The sequence below is a fragment of the Litchfieldia alkalitelluris genome (genome assembly GCF_002153425.1).
GTDB classification, from domain to species: Bacteria; Bacillota; Bacilli; order Bacillales; family Salisediminibacteriaceae; genus Evansella; species Evansella alkalicola.
The window spans coordinates 3,083,000-3,102,395 of the sequence record NZ_KZ119600.1; the positions used below are offsets into that span (position 1 = coordinate 3,083,000).

General features: G+C 36.0%; 22 protein-coding genes and 1 other annotated feature. Of the genes, 3 read left to right on the forward strand and 19 right to left on the reverse strand.

Going from position 1 to position 19,396, the window contains the following annotated elements:
- Positions 1-13: 13 nt before the first annotated feature.
- Positions 14-1,159: a dicarboxylate/amino acid:cation symporter gene (locus BW724_RS14845; RefSeq protein WP_088075968.1), complete on the reverse strand. Its 1,146-nt coding sequence runs from the start codon at positions 1,157-1,159 to the stop codon at positions 14-16.
- Positions 1,160-1,424: 265 nt separating this feature from the next.
- Positions 1,425-1,676: a binding site (T-box leader), on the forward strand.
- 62 nt (positions 1,677-1,738) lie between these two features.
- Here BW724_RS14845 and trpS point away from each other — a divergent pair.
- Positions 1,739-2,725, forward strand: coding sequence for a tryptophan--tRNA ligase (gene trpS, locus BW724_RS14850; RefSeq protein WP_088075969.1), 987 nt, complete (start codon positions 1,739-1,741; stop codon positions 2,723-2,725).
- 130 nt (positions 2,726-2,855) lie between these two features.
- Here trpS and BW724_RS14855 read toward each other — a convergent pair whose 3' ends face one another.
- The 3 genes from BW724_RS14855 to BW724_RS14865 form a co-directional block, all read right to left on the reverse strand.
- Positions 2,856-3,611 (reverse strand): YjbA family protein, encoded by a 756-nt coding sequence (locus BW724_RS14855; RefSeq protein WP_088075970.1) that lies wholly within the window; start codon positions 3,609-3,611, stop codon positions 2,856-2,858.
- Between the two features lie 89 nt (positions 3,612-3,700).
- Positions 3,701-3,910, reverse strand: coding sequence for a YuzI family membrane protein (locus BW724_RS14860; protein WP_088075971.1), 210 nt, complete (start codon positions 3,908-3,910; stop codon positions 3,701-3,703).
- 128 nt (positions 3,911-4,038) lie between these two features.
- Complete coding sequence (locus tag BW724_RS14865) at positions 4,039-4,845, reverse strand: DUF2268 domain-containing putative Zn-dependent protease (protein ID WP_088075972.1); 807 nt, start codon at positions 4,843-4,845, stop codon at positions 4,039-4,041.
- A 138-nt stretch (positions 4,846-4,983) separates the two neighbouring features.
- Here BW724_RS14865 and BW724_RS14870 point away from each other — a divergent pair, with 138 nt between their 5' ends.
- Positions 4,984-5,697: a Crp/Fnr family transcriptional regulator gene (locus BW724_RS14870; RefSeq protein WP_235848985.1), complete on the forward strand. Its 714-nt coding sequence runs from the start codon at positions 4,984-4,986 to the stop codon at positions 5,695-5,697.
- Here BW724_RS14870 and BW724_RS14875 read toward each other — a convergent pair.
- The 10 genes from BW724_RS14875 to BW724_RS14920 all read right to left on the reverse strand — a co-directional run bounded on the left by BW724_RS14875 (position 5,694) and on the right by BW724_RS14920 (position 14,864).
- Positions 5,694-6,323, reverse strand: coding sequence for a response regulator transcription factor (locus tag BW724_RS14875; protein ID WP_088075974.1), 630 nt, complete (start codon positions 6,321-6,323; stop codon positions 5,694-5,696). The genes BW724_RS14870 and BW724_RS14875 overlap by 4 nt on opposite strands.
- The gene (locus BW724_RS14880) at positions 6,316-7,491 is read right to left on the reverse strand and encodes a sensor histidine kinase (protein ID WP_088075975.1); all 1,176 of its coding nucleotides are present in this window, start codon (positions 7,489-7,491) and stop codon (positions 6,316-6,318) included. Before BW724_RS14880 ends, BW724_RS14875 begins: the two co-directional genes overlap by 8 nt.
- Positions 7,484-8,335 carry a cell wall-active antibiotics response protein LiaF gene (gene liaF / locus BW724_RS14885; protein WP_088075976.1) on the reverse strand — a complete coding sequence of 284 codons (852 nt, stop codon included), beginning with the start codon at positions 8,333-8,335 and terminating at the stop codon, positions 7,484-7,486. The genes BW724_RS14880 and liaF overlap by 8 nt, the downstream gene beginning before the upstream one ends.
- Positions 8,336-8,668: 333 nt before the next feature.
- A complete protein-coding gene (gene fabF / locus BW724_RS14890) occupies positions 8,669-9,907 on the reverse strand; it encodes a beta-ketoacyl-ACP synthase II (protein WP_088075977.1) in 1,239 nt (412 codons plus the stop codon).
- Positions 9,908-9,947: 40 nt separating this feature from the next.
- The gene (locus tag BW724_RS14895; RefSeq protein WP_088075978.1) at positions 9,948-10,883 is read right to left on the reverse strand and encodes a beta-ketoacyl-ACP synthase III; all 936 of its coding nucleotides are present in this window, start codon (positions 10,881-10,883) and stop codon (positions 9,948-9,950) included.
- Between the two features lie 119 nt (positions 10,884-11,002).
- Complete coding sequence (locus BW724_RS24120; RefSeq protein WP_235848986.1) at positions 11,003-11,392, reverse strand: hypothetical protein; 390 nt, start codon at positions 11,390-11,392, stop codon at positions 11,003-11,005.
- A gap of 72 nt (positions 11,393-11,464) precedes the next feature.
- Positions 11,465-11,791, reverse strand: coding sequence for a hypothetical protein (locus BW724_RS14905; protein ID WP_088075979.1), 327 nt, complete (start codon positions 11,789-11,791; stop codon positions 11,465-11,467).
- A 90-nt stretch (positions 11,792-11,881) separates the two neighbouring features.
- Positions 11,882-12,832, reverse strand: a complete 951-nt coding sequence (locus BW724_RS14910; protein WP_088075980.1) for a BMP family ABC transporter substrate-binding protein — start codon at positions 12,830-12,832, stop codon at positions 11,882-11,884.
- A 322-nt stretch (positions 12,833-13,154) separates the two neighbouring features.
- Positions 13,155-13,895, reverse strand: coding sequence for an alpha/beta fold hydrolase (locus BW724_RS14915; RefSeq protein ID WP_088075981.1), 741 nt, complete (start codon positions 13,893-13,895; stop codon positions 13,155-13,157).
- A 246-nt stretch (positions 13,896-14,141) separates the two neighbouring features.
- A complete protein-coding gene (locus BW724_RS14920) occupies positions 14,142-14,864 on the reverse strand; it encodes a YwiC-like family protein (protein ID WP_088075982.1) in 723 nt (240 codons plus the stop codon).
- Positions 14,865-15,175: 311 nt separating this feature from the next.
- Between BW724_RS14920 and BW724_RS14925 the strand changes: the two genes are divergently transcribed.
- A complete protein-coding gene (locus tag BW724_RS14925) occupies positions 15,176-15,727 on the forward strand; it encodes a hypothetical protein (protein ID WP_088075983.1) in 552 nt (183 codons plus the stop codon).
- A gap of 46 nt (positions 15,728-15,773) precedes the next feature.
- Here BW724_RS14925 and BW724_RS14930 read toward each other — a convergent pair whose 3' ends face one another.
- The 5 genes from BW724_RS14930 to BW724_RS14950 form a co-directional block, all read right to left on the reverse strand.
- Positions 15,774-16,484: a Crp/Fnr family transcriptional regulator gene (locus BW724_RS14930; protein WP_088075984.1), complete on the reverse strand. Its 711-nt coding sequence runs from the start codon at positions 16,482-16,484 to the stop codon at positions 15,774-15,776.
- Between the two features lie 225 nt (positions 16,485-16,709).
- Positions 16,710-18,005: a NarK family nitrate/nitrite MFS transporter gene (locus tag BW724_RS14935; protein WP_088075985.1), complete on the reverse strand. Its 1,296-nt coding sequence runs from the start codon at positions 18,003-18,005 to the stop codon at positions 16,710-16,712.
- An 80-nt stretch (positions 18,006-18,085) separates the two neighbouring features.
- Positions 18,086-18,289: a hypothetical protein gene (locus BW724_RS14940; RefSeq protein ID WP_088075986.1), complete on the reverse strand. Its 204-nt coding sequence runs from the start codon at positions 18,287-18,289 to the stop codon at positions 18,086-18,088.
- Positions 18,282-18,812 carry a QcrA and Rieske domain-containing protein gene (locus tag BW724_RS14945; protein WP_088075987.1) on the reverse strand — a complete coding sequence of 177 codons (531 nt, stop codon included), beginning with the start codon at positions 18,810-18,812 and terminating at the stop codon, positions 18,282-18,284. Before BW724_RS14945 ends, BW724_RS14940 begins: the two co-directional genes overlap by 8 nt.
- A gap of 32 nt (positions 18,813-18,844) precedes the next feature.
- The gene (locus BW724_RS14950) at positions 18,845-19,387 is read right to left on the reverse strand and encodes a 4Fe-4S dicluster domain-containing protein (RefSeq protein WP_088075988.1); all 543 of its coding nucleotides are present in this window, start codon (positions 19,385-19,387) and stop codon (positions 18,845-18,847) included.
- Between the last annotated feature and the right edge of the window lie 9 nt (positions 19,388-19,396).

Genomic DNA, 19,396 nt, shown 5'->3' on the forward strand with positions numbered 1-19,396 from the left:
ATTAATTATAATCCTAATCTTTTTTATCAGATGATTTATCAATTAATACAGAGAGTGCCCCATCACCAGTCACATTAGCTGCCGTACCGAAGCTGTCTTGAGCCATATAAAGGGCAATCATTAACCCAATGGCAACCTCTGTAAAACCAAGCATGGAGGTTAAAATCCCTAACGCAGCCATGATCGCTCCACCAGGAACACCAGGAGCAGCTATCATAATAACACCTAACATTAAAATAACAGGGATCATTTCTATGATGTTTGGAGGTGTTAGACCGCTTTGAATAGTCATAACAGCAATCGCACAAGTAACAATGGTAATAACACTACCTGATAAATGGATTGTAGCAAATAATGGAATACTAAAGTTTGCTACTTCTTCACGAACTTTATTTTCCTTAGCTTGTTTCAATGTTACAGGTATAGTTGCAGCACTGCTCATTGTTCCAATGGCCGTAAAGTAGGCAGGAAGCATCGTTTTAAGTAAAACAAATGGGTTTCTTCCAGACACTACCCCTGCTACGATATATTGAATGATGAGCCACACCCAGTGAGTTAATATTGCAACTAGTAAAACAATCCCAAAGACCCTTAGTGTATCAAAAACAGTTCCTTCTGAAGCAAGCTGGGCAAAAATACCAGCAATATAAAATGGTAAGAACGGTATAATTATTTTTTTAATAACTAACTCCACAATTGCCCGTCCTTCATCAAATACATTAATTAATACTTTACTCTGTAGCTTTGCCATACTTATCCCGAAAACAAACGCTAATACTAAGGCAGTAATAACACCCATTAATGGCGCTATCTCAAATGAAAAGTATCCTTCTAATGCTGTTCCCTCCCCCGGCGCTGTCCCGTCTGGAGATATAAACGGTATAACTGTAACAGCAACAAAAAATGCTAGGACACCTGCTAAAAAAGTCGATACATAAGCACTACCAACAGTTAGCCCAACTAATTTACCTGATTGTTTACCGAGCTTTGACACACCTGCTGCAATAAAGAACAAAATGATTAGTGGAATCATAAAATTAATAAATTGCCCAAAAACGTCTTTTACCGTAATTAATATTCTTGTCAATACTTCTACATTTAATAGACCAATAATAATACCTACAATAATACCAGTAACTAGCTTTAAGATGAGTTTCATAATCTTACCCTCCTTTGGTTGTTTTTATATAAAGGACATTTGTCCATAATATATAAATATAATCATGCTATTAAATGATAATATTCACAAGAGGTTTTTGTTATGTTGTAATATTAAAATTATTCAGACACAAATATTTTCGCCGTCCGTGGTGAAATTTTTAATTTTATGGATGTCTACCCTAAAAATATTATTTATAAATTTTGGAAAATCTCATTTGCATTAAGGAGATAAAGGGATTATAATGATAAAAAATCAAATTATTACTTTGGCGAGGATAAAGAGTAGTACTTCTCCTGTCACACTTTCAGAGAGTCTGTAATTGGTGGAAACAGATAGTGTAGCGAGAAGGAATGGACTTTTGAGCCATCGGGCTGAACAAACGATCTGTTTTCAGTAGGCCTCGACGTCTATCAAACGTTATCTTGATTACCCCATCCTATTCATTAGTGTGGGAATTAGAGTGATTTCTTTTTTGAAATAAACAGGGTGGCAACGCGGTCCATTCGTCCCTAAAACAGGTGACGAGTGGGCTTTTTTATATGCAAAAATAAGGAAGATAGAAAGGATGTTTAACTTATGAAAACAATTTTCTCTGGAATTCAACCTAGTGGAACGCTCACATTAGGAAATTATTTAGGTGCAATGAAGCATTTTGTGGAGCTTCAAAATGATAACAATTGTTACTTTTGTATTGTTGATCAACATGCCATTACAGTACCACAGGATCGATTAGAATTAAGGAAGAATATCCGCAGTCTAGCAGCTCTATATTTGGCAGTTGGAATCGATCCTGATAAGTCTACATTATTTATCCAATCAGAAGTTCCAGCACATGCGCAGCTAGGCTGGATTATGCAATGTACTAGCTATATTGGAGAATTAGAAAGAATGACCCAATTTAAAGATAAGTCTGAAGGGAAAGAAGCAGTTTCTTCTGCCCTTTTAACATATCCCCCCCTTATGGCTGCTGATATCCTTCTTTATAACACGGATATCGTGCCAGTTGGTGAAGATCAAAAGCAGCATTTAGAATTAACACGAGACCTAGCTGTAAGATTTAATAAAAAATATAATGACATTTTTACAATCCCTGAAGTGAAAATACCTAAAGTTGGTGCAAGAATTATGTCATTAACTGACCCATTAAAAAAGATGAGCAAATCAAATCCGAATCCGAAAAGTTTCATCTCCATGCTAGATGATGAGAAGCAGATAACTAAAAAAATTAAGAGTGCAGTTACAGATTCAGATAATGAAGTTCGTTATAATAAGGAAGAAAAACCAGGAGTTGCGAACTTATTATCCATTTACTCCCTATGTTCTGGTGAATCTATCGAAAGCTTGGAGAAGAAATATGTTGGTAAAGGTTACGGAGATTTCAAATCAGATGTGGCTGAAGCTGTGGTTAACGTATTAAAGCCTATACAGGAAAGGTATCATGAATTAATCAATTCTGAGGAATTAGATAAAATTCTAGACCATGGTGCAGAAAAGGCAAATAAATCTGCATTCAAAATGCTGAAAAAAGCCGAAAAGGCTATAGGATTAGGACGAAAACGATAGGAAATAGGCTGGGACAAAAGTCTTTAACTTACTTATGTCCCAGCCTAGTTTTAACAAAAGTTTGAATTTGTATCCCGATGTCCAATTAATTCATTGACTTGAGCCTAAATGCCCAAAATTGATTCCTACATTATCGAATCTTTTTAGCCGTATCATCTTGCTGTAATTCCCAAATCTTTTCAAAAAATGGTTGGCCTTTAATCATTGTATAACAGTATTCTTCATGTTTTTTGGACCAACCGTCCTTAATATCTTCAAACAAGCCATTCCAAGCTTCTTCAAAATCCATCGTTTGGATCTCAAGGTACTTATCTGGTGCCCATTCAGTATACCAGTAACGGATCTCTGCTACTTCTGCCTCTTGATACAATTGATCAACAGCCATAAAAAGAAGTTGTTTCAATTGTCTTTCTTTCCGAATAAGACCCTTCATTAAATTAGGATCAGGAGATAAAATATGATATTGTTTTTCACAATCTAAGTAATCCATATAATACTCGTGTGGATGCTCGTTTGCGACTAATTCCAGTAGTTGTTGTTCCTGTCTAGGAACTAGTCTACTTTTTCTCACTGGTGTATGATATCCGATTGTATCCACAACAAGAGTTCGTTTACCATCAGTTGCTAGGAAACAGTATTCTAGCTCTACTCTTTGACTTTTTCGACGAATATAGCTTTGTTTATAAACATCTGCTAGTAATTCTTCAGGTAATTCCTGAAGTGTATTCTCAATATAGTCAAATAGATTTTCATGTATTTTTACAACGGCAACCTGATCTAACAATTCAATTCTGTCTTCTTTTTTCCATTCAAAAAATTCGCACACATTATAACCATTTTCTTCCCCTTCAAACCAATTTACCCATACGTCCCGCATATGGAGCATAGTTTAAAACCCCCTTACACGTTGCTTTTTAACAACAGTATGGGCAGTAGAAAACCAGTTTATTCCACGAATACTATTTTTCTTTTAAATCAATTCTTTTTAAATGGCAAATAGATCATTCCCCATATTAAAATAATCCCAAGGAGAAAGAGGTAGAACTCTACTCGACTACTTAAAAAAATAATATAATCAATGACAGAGTAGCCTACAGTTAATAGGTTCAAATACGCAACAATACTTATTCCACCAGCAACTGCAAGCCCAAATCCTATAAATAATATAAAAAAACGGAATAACAAGAGTCCCACCCCCTTGTCCATGAAAGAACTATTTATTTTACCTTATGACAACTAATCATAAAAAAAGAACAACCATTTAGTATAAAACTTATTTTTCATTGTCCTATTACGTGGGTAATCATTAATTCTTATTTATGGAAAACTGAACCCTGATATATTTCTTCCGATGATAGTTGTAACAAATCATAAGGAAGGAGCGTTTTGTTTTTTTCCATAAATGACTCCACCATTTTTAGGCCAATGTTATATCCAATCCATTTCGGCAATCCAAATTTCCCACCATACATATATGAGAATTGATTGCTTCTGCCAGTAATGAAGCGCTTATTCTTAATGGTACGAATCCACCATTCATTCAATACCTTATCACTGTATAAATTAGTCCACGGTGCATAATAATCGTGTCCGTTTCTAGCCGAAGCCTCCCACTCTGCAAGGCCCTCCATTATAAGGGAGTCTAAAAGAGTAACTGATTCTTCATCTTTCTGATGAAAATAAAGCCAACAAACATGATGATATTCATGGGTGAACAATGCTTGAAGTTCTTTTAGAGAGATATCTTTATGAAAAAACAGAGCTATTCCATCGTTAAAAGATACGCCATTTTTCCCATTCATTTCTTCCATTAATGATCCATTACATATATTAATTGGAAACAAAAAAACATCAACATCAGGTCCTTTATATAACTTTCTTAGTCCCCCATATTCCTTGTCTAAGAACGAAAACTTTGAGGCTTTTAGTTCCTCTACCCAATCACTCCATTTCACTTTAAATCCTTCAATAGGCAACATTCCTTGGGAATATAAGAAACTGATCATTTCGTCTGGATTCCATTTAGAGAATAAACTCATTTTAGAACTGGTATAAGGTATTCCCCTACCGGTTTTATTCATTAACAGATTTATATACTCTTCTATATTAATAAGCGGCAACCAAGATCCCTCCTTTATATTTCTCGGTTCTCCAATTACTTCCACAAGTTTTGAGGAGTGATTTTGCTCACAATTGTAACCTTTATATTATGATATGCTTAAGTGTAGCAATGGGATTATGCTTAAGGGGGGATTAAAATGGGGAAAACATTAGCTGAGAAAGTTACATTTTTTAAACAGCTCTCAAAGGATAATCAAAAAAGTTTACTTTTGCACGGTACTGAGATTCAAGTGAGAGCAGGGCATACTCTGTTTTATGAAGGTGAAGAAGCGAAGTATATCTATTTAATTCGTAGAGGTCAAGTTCGTTTAAGTAAAATGACAATGGATGATAAAAAGTTCTTCTTACATTTAAAACAAGATGATGATATTGTAGGTGAATTCAGCTTGTTTAACGATATGAATGTAAGCATGACTGCTGATATCATAGTAGATTCAACACTTGTACGCTTTGATATTAAAGAATTGGAAGCTCTATTCACGCAGAATGGTGAGATTGCAGTAGCATTTATAAAACTTTTTGCTAGAAATACACAGGCAACGCAAGCTAAGTTTTCAGACTTGCTTTTATATGGGAAAACTGGTGCGTTCTATTCTATTCTCATAAGATTTGCTAACTCGTACGGGGTAAACCGCAAAGAAGGTATACTAATAGATATGAAATTGACTAACCAAGACTTAGCACATTTTATTGGAACAAGTCGAGAAACAGTGAACAGGATGCTGAATGATTTAAAAAGAGAGCAAATTGTGAAGGTACAAAGAGGCCATATAATTATCATGGATATTCAATATTTAAAAAGACATCTGCATTGTGGCAAATGTCCCCTTGAAATATGTACCATTTCTTAAGTTAATTTATGTTTATTAGCATAAATTGCAGCCTGCGTCCGATCTTCAAGCTCAAGTTTTGCCAGGATATGACTAACATGAGTCTTCACTGTTTTGATTCCAATAAAAAGGGTGCTTGCTATTTCCTTATTCGTCTTTCCTTGACCTATTAGTGCCAGTACTTCTTTTTCGCGATTTGTTAATTCATCATGCTTCGGTTTTGTATGCATTTGTTGAAACATTTTTTGTGTTACTTGTCCTTGGAAAGTAGGCTCTCCTACTTTGGCTTTTCTGATAGCATTAACGATTTCATTAGCGTTTGATGTTTTTAATAAATAACTAAAGGCCCCCGCTTCCATTACAGGAAATAACATTTCATCGTCCAGGTAACTTGTTAGTACTATAATTTTCGCCTGGTTTTTTTCTTTAGTTAAGATTTTTGTTGCTTCAATACCATCCATGCCACTCATTAACAAGTCCATTAATATAACATCTGGTTGATACTTCTCTGCTTTTTCGATAGCTTCTTTCCCATCTCTCGCTTCCCCAACGACTTCTATATCATCTTCCACACTTAAATATGTCACAAGTCCCATTCTGACCATATCGTGATCATCAACTACTAATACCCTAATTTGATTATTCATCTACCTCCGCCTCCCCACTTTTTTCAGAGTTTACTATAGGAATTCGTATTTCCAGCTTCGTCCCTTTATTAGGGTAAGATAAAATGGAGAAGTGACCCCCAAGCTCTACAATCCTTTCCTTCATTGAACGTAAACCATAACTCACGTTTTGTTTACTCTTGAGCTCCTCCATATCAAAGCCTACACCGTCATCTTCTAAGACCAATAAGAGACGATCACCTTTATTACTATATGAAAAATGTATTTTTTCTGGATTTCCGTGTCTTAAGGAATTTGATATTCCTTCTTGAAGGACTCGAAATAGTTGTTCTTCTACTCCAGGATCAAGAGGTGGGAAATGCTGAAGTTCCCAAACTACATCTAAATTTGGATGCTTTATCTTTAATTCGTTAAAAAGAGTGTCCATGGCCTGATTGAGACCTTTTCCATCTAACGTTACAGGTCGCAAATGCATAATTAAAGCACGAAGTTCTTGTTGAGAATGGTGAACCATTTTTTCAATTTGTTGAAATAATGGCTTAACCTTTTCAGGTTTTTTATCCAATAGTCTTGGCATTGCACCAAGGGACATGGATACTGCAAACAGCTCCTGACTTACAGCATCGTGTAAATCCCTTGCTAGTTTTCTTCTTTCCTCGAGGCTTGCAGCCCTCTCTGCCTCTGAGATAAGCTGTGCATTTTCATTTAATACTCGTCGCATAGAGACTATTTGCTGCTCCACATCATCGGTTAGGGCATTAAGCTGCTCAGATAGTTTGCCAAGCTCATCCCCTCTTTGTATACTTTCTATTTTACGGAGTGACCCCATTTGGAATTGCTTAATTTGATGAATGAGTTGAGTAATCGTCCTTTTTAACGAAGCACCATAGGAGTACGTAAAAAACCAGGCTGTCCCTAAATAAATAATGGCGATACTTAATAGAATTAATCCATAAATCACTGGTTGTGTGTTTAATTCACTTGAGATATATGGAGAACTTATATTGTCAGCAAAAAAAGAGTACATAATAAATAAAAGTATGATAGTGATTGTAAAAGCAATTACCGTTATCTTCACTTGCAGTCCCAACAATTCCCATAATATACCCTTTAAACCCCTGTTTCTTTTTTCACTTCCTTGTTTTATATCCTTCTTTTGATTCGATACATGATGGGATGTGTTAACCAACAGTCAACACCTCCACATCTCCAATATTTAAATTGACATACATAATAACTTTTTTATCTGCTTCATAAAAGTTAGGACTTGTATATGTTGCACTTCGACTTGTTCCAGAATAAGTATCATCAAATAGAGTCACTTCTCCAATTCGAACATCTGCAACTGCCTTAATCGCCATATCTTTAGGCACTAAAATTTCTACAGAGCCGACCCAACTACGTATATCAATGACATTCTCACCATCTTTTAATATCGCTTTCGTAAGATCAATTTCAACGCTTCCTACCCCCATTGATATATCGGCACCATCTACCTCAAAAGGAGTTCGACCTAATTGAATTTCCCCAACAACAGTATGGTGTTTTGTATTTGCTTTTCTTTTCTTCTTAATTTTTATTTTTTTCTCCTGCTTTTTATCATCGTACTTATTGTCATCATCGTCAAAATCATCCTTCTTCCCCTTATCGCCCATGTCCAGATGAATGACGACGTCTCCGTTTCGATCAAAGATCACCTTAAAACCTATATATATGAGGAGGATTGGCCAAGTCCAGCTCCACAAATCTCCAAAGCCAAATGAAAACCAACCTGCATTATTTCCTAATAATACTACTCCGATAGCAGTTAATAATATCCCAAAAACAACCTTACCTACGTGGAGTTTATCCCTTTTCAAGTTTTGGAAAAAGTAAATGATCCCCTCGAAGAGAACTTTTAGTCCAATTAGAATAATTAAAACTGGCCAAAAAGTTGAAAAAATACTACTTGCATTGGTTTCTATAAACCCAGTATTAGATAAGAAAAATATAATTCCTACAGCTAATATTAAAATTCCAAATACTTTTTTCATCGTCAGTAGCCCCTTTTCATGAAGGATGTTTTAGACATCCTCCTATCATTGTATCCTTAACCAGCTTGTACGCCAATAATAAATTCTTTGTGTAAACAAGAAAAAGGTAATATTTATAAAATCCTGTCCTCTGAATCAATCATAAAGGGAAAACACTTCTATTTGTACCTTCGATAGACTGTTCTCTCCTCCGTCTCAAGACTGATTTTTTGGCTACCGTTAAAATAGACATGATGATATTATTGAACTCGCTATAGGCTAACAACTTTCCGCGGGCGTTACTCTAATAAAATGAAAGAGCGTCCAAAATAGCTTCGGATGCTCTTATAGTTCTTATTGATATTTTTTAAAGACTAAAGCAACATTGTGGCCACCGAAGCCTAATGAGTTACTCATTACAGCATGAACGTCCTGTTTTCTTGCTTTATTTGGAACATAATCCAAATCACATTCAGGGTCTGGCGTTTCTAAGTTCATTGTTGGTGGAATAATCCCTTCTTGAATGGCCTTTACGGAAAAGATCGCTTCAACAGCACCGGCTGCACCTAATAGATGTCCAGTCATCGACTTCGTAGAACTGATAGCAAGGTTCTTTACATGATCTCCGAAAACAGTCTTTGCAGCTGCTGTCTCATATTTATCATTATATTCGGTACTCGTTCCATGGGCATTTAGATAAGTTATTTGTTCAGGAGTTAACTCCGCGTCCTTAATTGCCTCCCTCATGGCACGAACCCCACCCTCACCTTCAGGGGCAGGTGCAGTAACATGGTAAGCATCACCTGTAGCACCATAACCTACAATTTCAGCATAGATAGTAGCATTCCGAGCAAGAGCAGATTCCAATGATTCTAAGATTAAAATACCCGACCCCTCCCCCATCACAAAGCCATCACGATTTTGGTCAAAAGGACGACTGGCTGTCTTTGGATCTGGATTTGTTGATAGGGCCTTAGCTGAGCTAAATCCAGCAAAAGCCATTTCCGTAATCGGGGCTTCGGCTCCACCTGTAACCATAACATCAGCATCACCACGCTGGATGACTTTAAATGCGTCACCGATGGAATTCGCTCCTGATGCACACGCAGTTACTGTACAAGAATTAACCCCTTTTGCCCCTAGTGTAATAGAAACTTGTCCAGACGCCATATCCGGAATCATCATTGGTACAAAGAATGGGCTAACTCTACGGTGACCTCTTTTTTCATACATTCTAAATTGCTTTTCGAATGTTTCCATACCGCCGATTCCAGAACCGATCCATACACCAACGCGGTGAGCATTTTCATCATTTATCTCTAATTTTGCATCCTTTACAGCCATAATGGAAGCAGCTACTGCAAATTGAGTAAACCTATCCATTTTACGAGCATCCTTAGGGTCAATAAATGCAGCAGGGTCAAATTCAAGTGCTTCCGCTGCTACCTCAGTTGGAAATGTTCCAACTTCATATTTTTGTAGCTTGTCAATCCCTGATTCACCATTAACGACCTTCGTCCAAGTTGTATGAGCATCATTTGCTAGTGGTGTAACCGCTCCAATTCCAGTAACCACTACTCTATTTTTTTTCATCTAACATTTCTCCTTTCATTAATAAGGACTTCTAATGAACTTAACGTCCCCAACGCATGGCAATGGAACCCCAAACTAATCCAGCTCCAAAGCCAACTAATACGATTAAATCTCCATCTTTTATTTTACCATGTTCTAGATCATACATTAACGATAATGGAATTGATGCAGAGGATGTATTGCCATACAAGTCCACTGTTTTTGACATTTTCTCTACTGGTAAGTCTAGACGTTGCCTTGCAGATTCCATGATACGAATATTTGCTTGATGAGGAATAAGAAAATCTACGTCCTCCTTACTTAATCCTGCTTTTTCAACAGCCTTTAAAGAAGATTCTCCCATTTGCCTAACAGCAAACTTAAATACTTCTCTTCCGTTCATTTGTATAAATTCACCTGGCTGTTTAATATGTTCTCCACCACTTCCATCCGAACCTAAATCAAAAGATAATATGCCCCTATCTTCAGATACTCGACCCAGAACAGCTGCTCCTGAACCATCACCAAATAACACTGCCGTATTACGGTCATTCCAATCTACAATTTTTGAAAGCTTTTCAGTTCCTACTACAAGAACATTTTTATAAGTACCAGATTCAATAAACTGTTTTCCTGTAACCATTCCATAAATAAATCCTGCACAGGCTGCACTGATATCCATTGCTGCTGCCTTATGTGCACCTAATTGATGTTGCAGCATGGAGGAAACAGATGGGAAAGGCTGATCTGGCGTAACTGTAGCAACTATGATCATATCCAAATCTTCAGGAGATATATCAGCATCTTTTATCGCCTCTACTGCAGCTTTATAGGACATATGTGATGTATCCATATCCTCCTTTGCTATTCTTCTTTCTTTAATTCCTGTTCTAGTACGTATCCATTCGTCATTAGTATCAACTTTCTTTTCAAGATCTAAGTTTGTAACAATATTTTCAGGTACGTATTTACCTATACCAATAATTCCTGCACGCATTGTAAATCCTCCTCTAAATTCCCCCTGGTTTTTATACTTAATATTATGACCTAGTACTAAAAAAATTGCAATCCTAAATTAATAGAACTCCGCTTTGGCAAGCGGAGTTCATTTTTATTCTATCCATGCTGTGGACCATAATTTGGGCCGAAATTAGGACCATAGTTAGGACCATAATTTGGGCCGTAATCTGGACCAAAGCCAGGGCCATATTGTGGTCCAAAGTTTGGAGCATAATTAGGAACTGGAGGACCATATGGCGCTGGGCTAGGGTGAAATTGTGGTGGTTGATAATAGGGCTGTGGCGGCCGTGGTGGTGCTGGGTGATTAGTACCTGTAAAGGCCGTTGCAAGTAAACCTCCACCTGCAAGACCGGCTACAAATGGTAATACTGGTCCAAACCTACTATTTTCATGAGGGTGGCCATGTTGCCCATGTGGAGCCCCTTGTGCGTGGGAATGCCCTTGATGTCCTCTATGCCAACCATGCTGATACATCGGATGATGCATGATATAAACCTCCTTAAGATTAAACTAAGGCTTTCGTTCATATCATATGAGGACATCTATCCAGGTGTTCCATTAGTCGTTTAAGTTATCTTGAATCGAGTTCATGAGTTCTTGAAACATTTCCTCCACTCTCTTTTTCAGAGATTGCTCTTTATTATTTTTTGGTTCATGCTTTTGTAGTTCTTCGTAAGTTTGAAGAAAAGAATCAATATCCTTACTCCCAACTTGCGCAATCGCTAAATACGACAAAAAGGTTACATTCGGTCTATCCTCTTGATGAAATAATGGGGCAATTGGATCCAATAATTTCTTTGCCTTTTGATAATCCTTATCGTGAATGGCATTATATCCCTCTACAACTCTGTCAGCCATTTTTTGTATTGCTTTATTATTACTCATTGTCTGCACCCCTTGAATAAAGTGTTGCTTACTATCATGAAGATAAACAACAAAAAATGCAAATGAAAGCTTTCATTTGCATGCTAATAACTATTTAAGTTCATGTGGGAACTTGCCAGTTTCGATATATTCTTTTATAGCCTTCTCTATCCAGTCTCTTTTTTCATCAGGGACATTAATACCATACTCCCCTAAAGAAATCACTTCATCAGCAAAATCATAATAATGATTTCCACTTTCTAATTTTCCTTCTATAAAATCATTAACTACTTTTTCATAAAGCTTTTCTACATGCTGAACAGTACTAGTTAAAATAGTTTGTTCACCTAAGTCATAGTGGTCTCCAACATAGCCTATTGCAAATAATCCAGACCTCTTTACTTCTTCAACTACCTCAACGTGAAATCCATCTCCAGCAGGGTAAAACACATCTACCCCTTCTTCTTTCATTCTATGAAAATATTTAATGGCTTTCGTACTATCAACCCAACTTTCAACAAATTCCACAGTAACTGAGACTTCTTCCCTATTAAAAACAGCCCCATCTTTAAACCCCTGTACTTCAGGTTGAAAGGAAAAAGCAGCAATGATACCTAATTGATTTGTTTTCGTCATCTCACTAGATAATAATCCAGCAAAATATCCCATTGCATACCCTTCGAAATGAACACTAGTTACATTTTCACCTTCCACTTCCCCATTAAAACTAACAAAGTGAATGTGTGGATATTGATCCTTCAATTCCATAAAATAATCTGCGTAAAGGCTACTGTGTCCAAAAATGAGTGTAACTCCTTCTTCGTCCATTTCCTTTACTGAAGTAAAAATAGAATCTTCTGTATGTATATCTTCTTTAATGATTACTTGGATATCAAATGTAGATTGAATATTCAACATCCCTTGATATCCTTTACTATTCCACCCTTGATCATCTATTGGATGCGGAAGTAATATTCCTGCCTTTTCTAACCCATTACCATTACTACCACAACCGCTTACAAAAAATATAAGTATTATTAAAGAAAAGTACCAAACTTTCATGCTGGCATACTCCCCCACTTTTTCATCAACTCTTCGAACACACTGTTGTTGTTTTTTATTTTCTTAATTAATTATTGGTTTTTCGATAAAAAAGAAATTCCATAATACCACCAAAGACAATAGCAACAATCACATTAAATCCTGTATTTAAGTTGAAAAATAACTCTAATAATGAAAAAGATAATAGCGAGCAAGCAGCAAATAGTATTAAACCATAAACTAGTCTCACGTTTGCTCTCCCTTCCTCCTCCTTCTTACGAACTATTTAATCATTACAAAATTTCTCAGTTTTTGCAAGAATAAATAACCTTTTTTATAGGAACTATTGCTCATATTTCACAAAAAAGAAACAAATTGGTTGAATAAATTGATTTATTGTTTTCCCTGGAAGGTAAAATGTAGTATCTATTTCCTTTTGTTTATCTTTTCTTTCCTTAATAAATACTCTTGTTTGTTTTTCCATGGAATACGGTGCTTGATAAACTGCCTGTAGAATCCTTATAGGAACATCAGGATTAATGGCTTCCCGCACCTTATCCATATCATTACTTATTAGTTCAAGTTCTTCTTCCCCAACATTGTAGGCCTCTATTAACTCTTTTACCATCTTCTTATAAAAGAAACGGTTTATCTCTTCCTCTTCCAATTGATTCGTGATAGAAATGCAAGGATTAATAAATACAGATGATCTAATTTTTATATTTTTATCTGCTAGTAACCTTAGGGCAATGAGAGCACCCATACCTTCTGCAATGATGTGAATATGTTGATTTAATATTTCTGTTTTTAATGCATAATTAATCAGTCTTACTGTCACCTTTGCAATATCTGCTTTCCCCCAATGAGCACCAGACTGATGGGAATAAAAAACGGTGTACCCCTTGTCCACAAACCCTTCTAGAAGTTCCTTTCTCGTTGGATGCTGAGTCCAGTAACTATCTTCTCCATGAATATAATGACTACGGTCACCTAGAATTAAAATGGCATAACCATTTGGTTTTTCAGGAAGGTGGAGGAGACATTCCTCATTTTCAATTGTAATTAATCGTTTTTTGATAGTCATGATCATCCGTCTCCAATGTTCAATATAATCACTCATAATAATGTTACACACTTTTACTTGTATTTGATTTTAAAAACACCAATCTTATATTTTTTATATGATAAAAAAAAGGTGATAATACCTAATAGGAAATATTTGTCCAAAAATAAAAAGCTAGGAGAACCTAGCCTTTTTATGTCACCATTTCATCTCTCCAAATTCAATTTTATACTTAAAATCCATTTTTAAGTTGGAGTGATGTGATTATTAAATATAATAAAACGTAATAACGAGGATAATGAAAATAACACTGTTTATAACTTCTACTATTCCAATATGTTTCGGTGTTCGTAAATATTTTATTGGTAGAAATTTCATTTTTAGAAACGTAATAAAAAATGCTATCGCTACTCCAATCAATTGTAAAGCTATGGAACAAATAATAATAAAAATGTGATAGTAAAGAGACCTCTTTTTAAACGTTTCATTTTTCTTTTCCCTTATAAGGGATTTCACATGAAATACACTAGCAGTATAGAAAAGAATACATACCACCATATATAGAAATGCTTCAGGCTGAAGCGCTGGTTCATTTAGTCGATAGGAAATAAGTAATAGCCCTGATAAAGCAGTAATAGCACATAAGTCATTAATAAATAGGCGTTCTTGCTTTGTTTTTGCAAAGTATAAATTTACTAGAAAAAGCGGAGCTATGCTAAAACATATAATGAGTAACTCAGGCACACGTATTAAAAACGGTATAATAATTGTTAAACCAATCACAACGTATACGAAAAAAGATGGCCAAACATCTTTATGCTTAGGATTTCTTAAATAGTTTAGCAATGGGGCTTGGGCAAAATATACAGCTAAGAAGCCTAAAAACAAGACAACGTGACTCCAAGTTGGTTGACTAATAGAAGCACCAATCCAAAATGGAACAATAAGCATCGCCCATGCACCATGTTCACGTGGAATATACCAAGTCATTTCTTCCCCTCATTTCATCTATATTCACCTTCATTGTACCGTATATGAATCATCAAGCTTGTGATAGCAATCACATTTATGAAGTTGTAATTTCTTACAATATAACTTTGCAACATGTAGAGGCTCGCCATCCCCCCACGGAAAGGGAATGGACTGTAATGAATACCCACACATGATTTAAATTTTCACGGTAGACCATATGAAAACTTGGTATACGGATATGTGTGTGATTTATACCACAGTCAGCTAGTTATTACTTTGATAAACTATGTATAAATGAATTTTTAACTATAAATAAAGGAATGGTTATTATGTTAACAGCAACTGTTTCATATAAAGGACAGCCAATGCTCTACAGTCTTTTGTCCTCCCATGGTTTAACTTATAACAATAATATGTATACTCTTGAATTAAGCAATAAAGCAGGAGGCCAATTAAAAGTAATTAATTCTCTTGAAAATAACACAATTGAACTGCAGTTTCCACAAGAAGTAGCCATGGAGGATTGCCAGAATATTTATAACATCATTAGTCACATTGCAGATCATACTGAGGGAAGTGTTCATGACAGTAATGCTCATATTGGTTATGATGAAGCTGGAAACAAAGTATTTATTTATCATGGTTTTTCGGTATGGACTGATTTCATTGACAAAGCAAAACACAAGTCTCTTGAAGGTCAGAAGGTTGCTGTCTATTATGGCGATGATATTATTGGTGAAGGAATTCTCCTCACTTATAAAAGGAAACAAGTTTCCTCCAACAAAAAGGAGGATGTTCTTTCCTGTACATTAGTTACAACAGAAGGAGAACAAACATTCCATGGTGAAAACATGGAAATTGTTCCAATGACAGAATGGTAACTAACTAAATGAAAAGACGAACAAGGTAGCTTACCTTGTTCGTCTTTTAAATTGTACAAATTTCTACGGGACAGTCTCCACAATGTAAGTAATCTTTTAAAAACTGAATATTATGGAGAATAATACGCCCATCATTCATTGATAAAATTTTAGATTTTTTTAGATCATTTAACATCCGATTAACACTTTCTCGTGTAGTCCCAATATAATTTGCAATATCTTGATTTGTTAATTGAACATTTATTAAGATTCCATCATTTGTTTCCATTCCATAAGAATTACTAAAACGAACAAGGGTAGAGTAGAATGCGCCAGTTTTTCCACATAAAATTAAGTCTCTAAACTTCGCCTGTGTTGATTGCGTATGACGAGCAAACCATTTCATAAACGCTACTGCAATTTCACCATTTTCCCTAAATAGAGCCTCTAATGTATGACGATCAAAACGGACGAGTACAGCATCCTCAATCACTTCAGCCGTAACACTAATTGACATCTCATTAAATAAACCTACTTCACCTACTAACTCATCCTTTTGTTTTAAGTGAACAGAAAATTCTTTGCCATCAGCAGTCATTTTGCTTAATCTAACTTTACCTGATCTCACAAGATAAACATGTTCAGGAAAATCACCTTCATAAAAGAGAAAACTACCGCTTTTTACCGATATTTCCAATCCGTATGTTAGTAATAATGTTTGGTTTTCTTCAGAAAGTTCGTTAAAAAACCTTTTCATTTGCAGTTGTTTTTTATCCATAAGAAAACCTCTTTCCAAAATTCATTTTATATTACCATGTTATCACTATAAGCACAGTTAAAAACGAGCAATATATGAATATTGTTTGACGATTTCACTAGCACTCGCCCAACATTAACCATATGAGATAAAATAAGGCTCTCATAAGAGTTTTACACCCTTATGAAAGCCTTTGTTTATGCTTGTTCAATTACGCAGGTCTAGTGGAATCCAACTGCTCCTATGTTAACATTGAACCTCTGCATTTTTTCTAGAGTAGTAATACCATGTAATAACTAAACTAACGACATAGTATGCGATGAAAATATATAATGCTAGATTTGCTGTTCCAGTAGTATCAATAGACCAACCAAATATTTCAGGAATTACATATGCTCCATATGCCCCAATTGCAGAAGTCCAGCCAATTACTGCTGCCCCATGCTTTGGATTATCAAAGATTACAGGAATCATTCTAAATGTAGATCCATTGGCGATACCTGTAGTTACGAATAAAATCAAGAACATAATTAAGAATCCGGTAAAGTTACCTGCGTTATAAAAGTATACAACCCCGATAGTAGCTGCAATCATCACGATAATATCGTAAAAAGTTACAATAGCTCCACCAATCTTATCAGAAATCCAACCTCCAACTGGACGGATAGCAGCACCTACTAGTGGACCTAAAAATGCAAATTGAATTGCATTCACTTCAGGGAACTCTGTCCTAATTAATAGTGGGAAGGCAGCAGAATATCCAATAAATGAACCGAAACACATCACGTATAACCAAGTCATGATCCAAGTATGCTTCTTCTTCAAAATAACTGCCTGTTCTTTCACTGAAGCTTTCGTTCCAGGTAAGTTATCCATCCAAAAAATAGCGGCTATCACAGTTAAGACAATTGGAATTACCCATATAAATGCTGCATTTTGCATCCAAACCTGAGAACCATCTGGTAGTATTTGTGGTCCTCCAACAACAGCACCAAAAATACCTATAGTGATAACTAATGGTGCTAGAAATTGTACTGCACTTACACCTAAGTTACCAATCCCCGCATTAAGTCCTAATGCAGTACCTTTTGCTTTTCTTGGATAAAAGAAACTAATATTAGCCATTGAGGAAGCAAAGTTACCTCCACCAAGTCCACATAATGCCGCTAAAATGGCCATCGTAGTAAATGAAGTTTCTGGATTTTGTACAGCTATCCCAATACCAATGGATGGTATTAATAGCGTTGCAGTACTAAAAATTGTCCAGTTTTTCCCTCCAAAAATTGGTACTACGAAAGTATAGAAAAGTCGAAACGTTGCCCCAGTTAAACCTGGTAACGCTGCTAACGTAAATAATTGAGAATTTGTAAAGTTAAATCCAACATCATTTAAGCTGGCTGCTACAACTGACCAAATTTGCCATACAGCAAATGCAAGCAATAGTGCTGGAACAGAAACCCACAAGTTTCTACTGGCATGTCTCTTTCCTTCCCTTTCCCAAAACTGCTCGTCTTCTGGGTCCCACTTAGTTATTCTTGCCATGTAAACCCCTCCATTTTCATTTAGTCTATTTCTAAGTACATGAATGAGGAGCTGCCTCTATGGTGGAGACAGCTACTCATTTATTTTTCATCTTCCTTATACTCAACTTTTTTCCATTGAAGAAAAGTGAAGAATGCAATACCTGCCATGACAACACCTACGATAGAATAAGGAAGAACCATTTCAAATTCTCTACCTAAGTAAGCCCTTGTTGTCAATTGAAGCATAATTACATTCACGGCTACTGTAAAAAATATAATTCCCCAGTACCATTTCTTATCCATGTCTAAACTGCCTCCCTACTGCATAAACCTTTCCATTCACTACTTCAATCTCAATTAATGGCAGCTCGCGCTGAGGCGGACCAGCAATAGGTTGACCACTATTAACATCATAAGAACCTTTATGGCATGGACATAATAATTTATTTTCTTCCTTTTGATAAAACACAGGGCACATTAAATGGGTACATTCTGAATTGTAGGCAACTAAATCACCATCTACTGTATGAACTAATAAAGCTTGATCTTTTTCTGTTGGATAGTAAAACTTATGGGACTCACCAACTGGCAATTGATCTAAATCTATGATTTCCACACGGTCTTCTTCATCATCAGTAAGCCCCATCATTGCCCTTACACTAAATGGAACGGTGGACAGTCCCAATGCCATGGAAGCTCCAACTGCAGATTTCAAAAACGCCCGTCGATTAAATTTAAGGTCTTCCTTTTGTTCAACGTTATCAACTAGATTAACCATGTCATTTTTCGATTTATTAGCATGACGGCTTTTTGGGCATTCTGACATGTTCGCCACCCCTTTCAATTTTTCTAAGAATATTAATCTGAATAAACTCCAAAGAATTCAGGTACATACTGCCATTTATCGTTTTGCGACGGCTTCTTTCCTTCAATCAGATTCATTTGTGTACGACGTCTACGGAGCTCCATCATCTCATCGTGATCAATAAACCTTATTGCATCACTTGGACACACAGAGGCACACATTGGAGAAATATCATACTTCGTCCTGTCATAACACATATCACATTTGTACATTTTGTTTTCTTCAAAATCGAATTTTGGAATACCGAAAGGACAACCAAATGTACAGTTACGGCATCCAATACACTTTTCTTCCATTGCAGATAAAACGACACCCTCTTCAGTGATCTGAATAGCATTAGCAGGACAAACTTTTGCACACGCTGGATCTTTACACTGCATACACATCATTGGATACGTCTGTCTACTTTCAAAAAAGTCTATATATTCAACATAATTTCGTTCTTTCGCGTCATGGCCACCACATTCTCTACAGGCAGCTTGGCAGGAACGACATCCGATACAGCGTTCAAATTCTAAATACATTACCTTTTTCATGATTGTTCC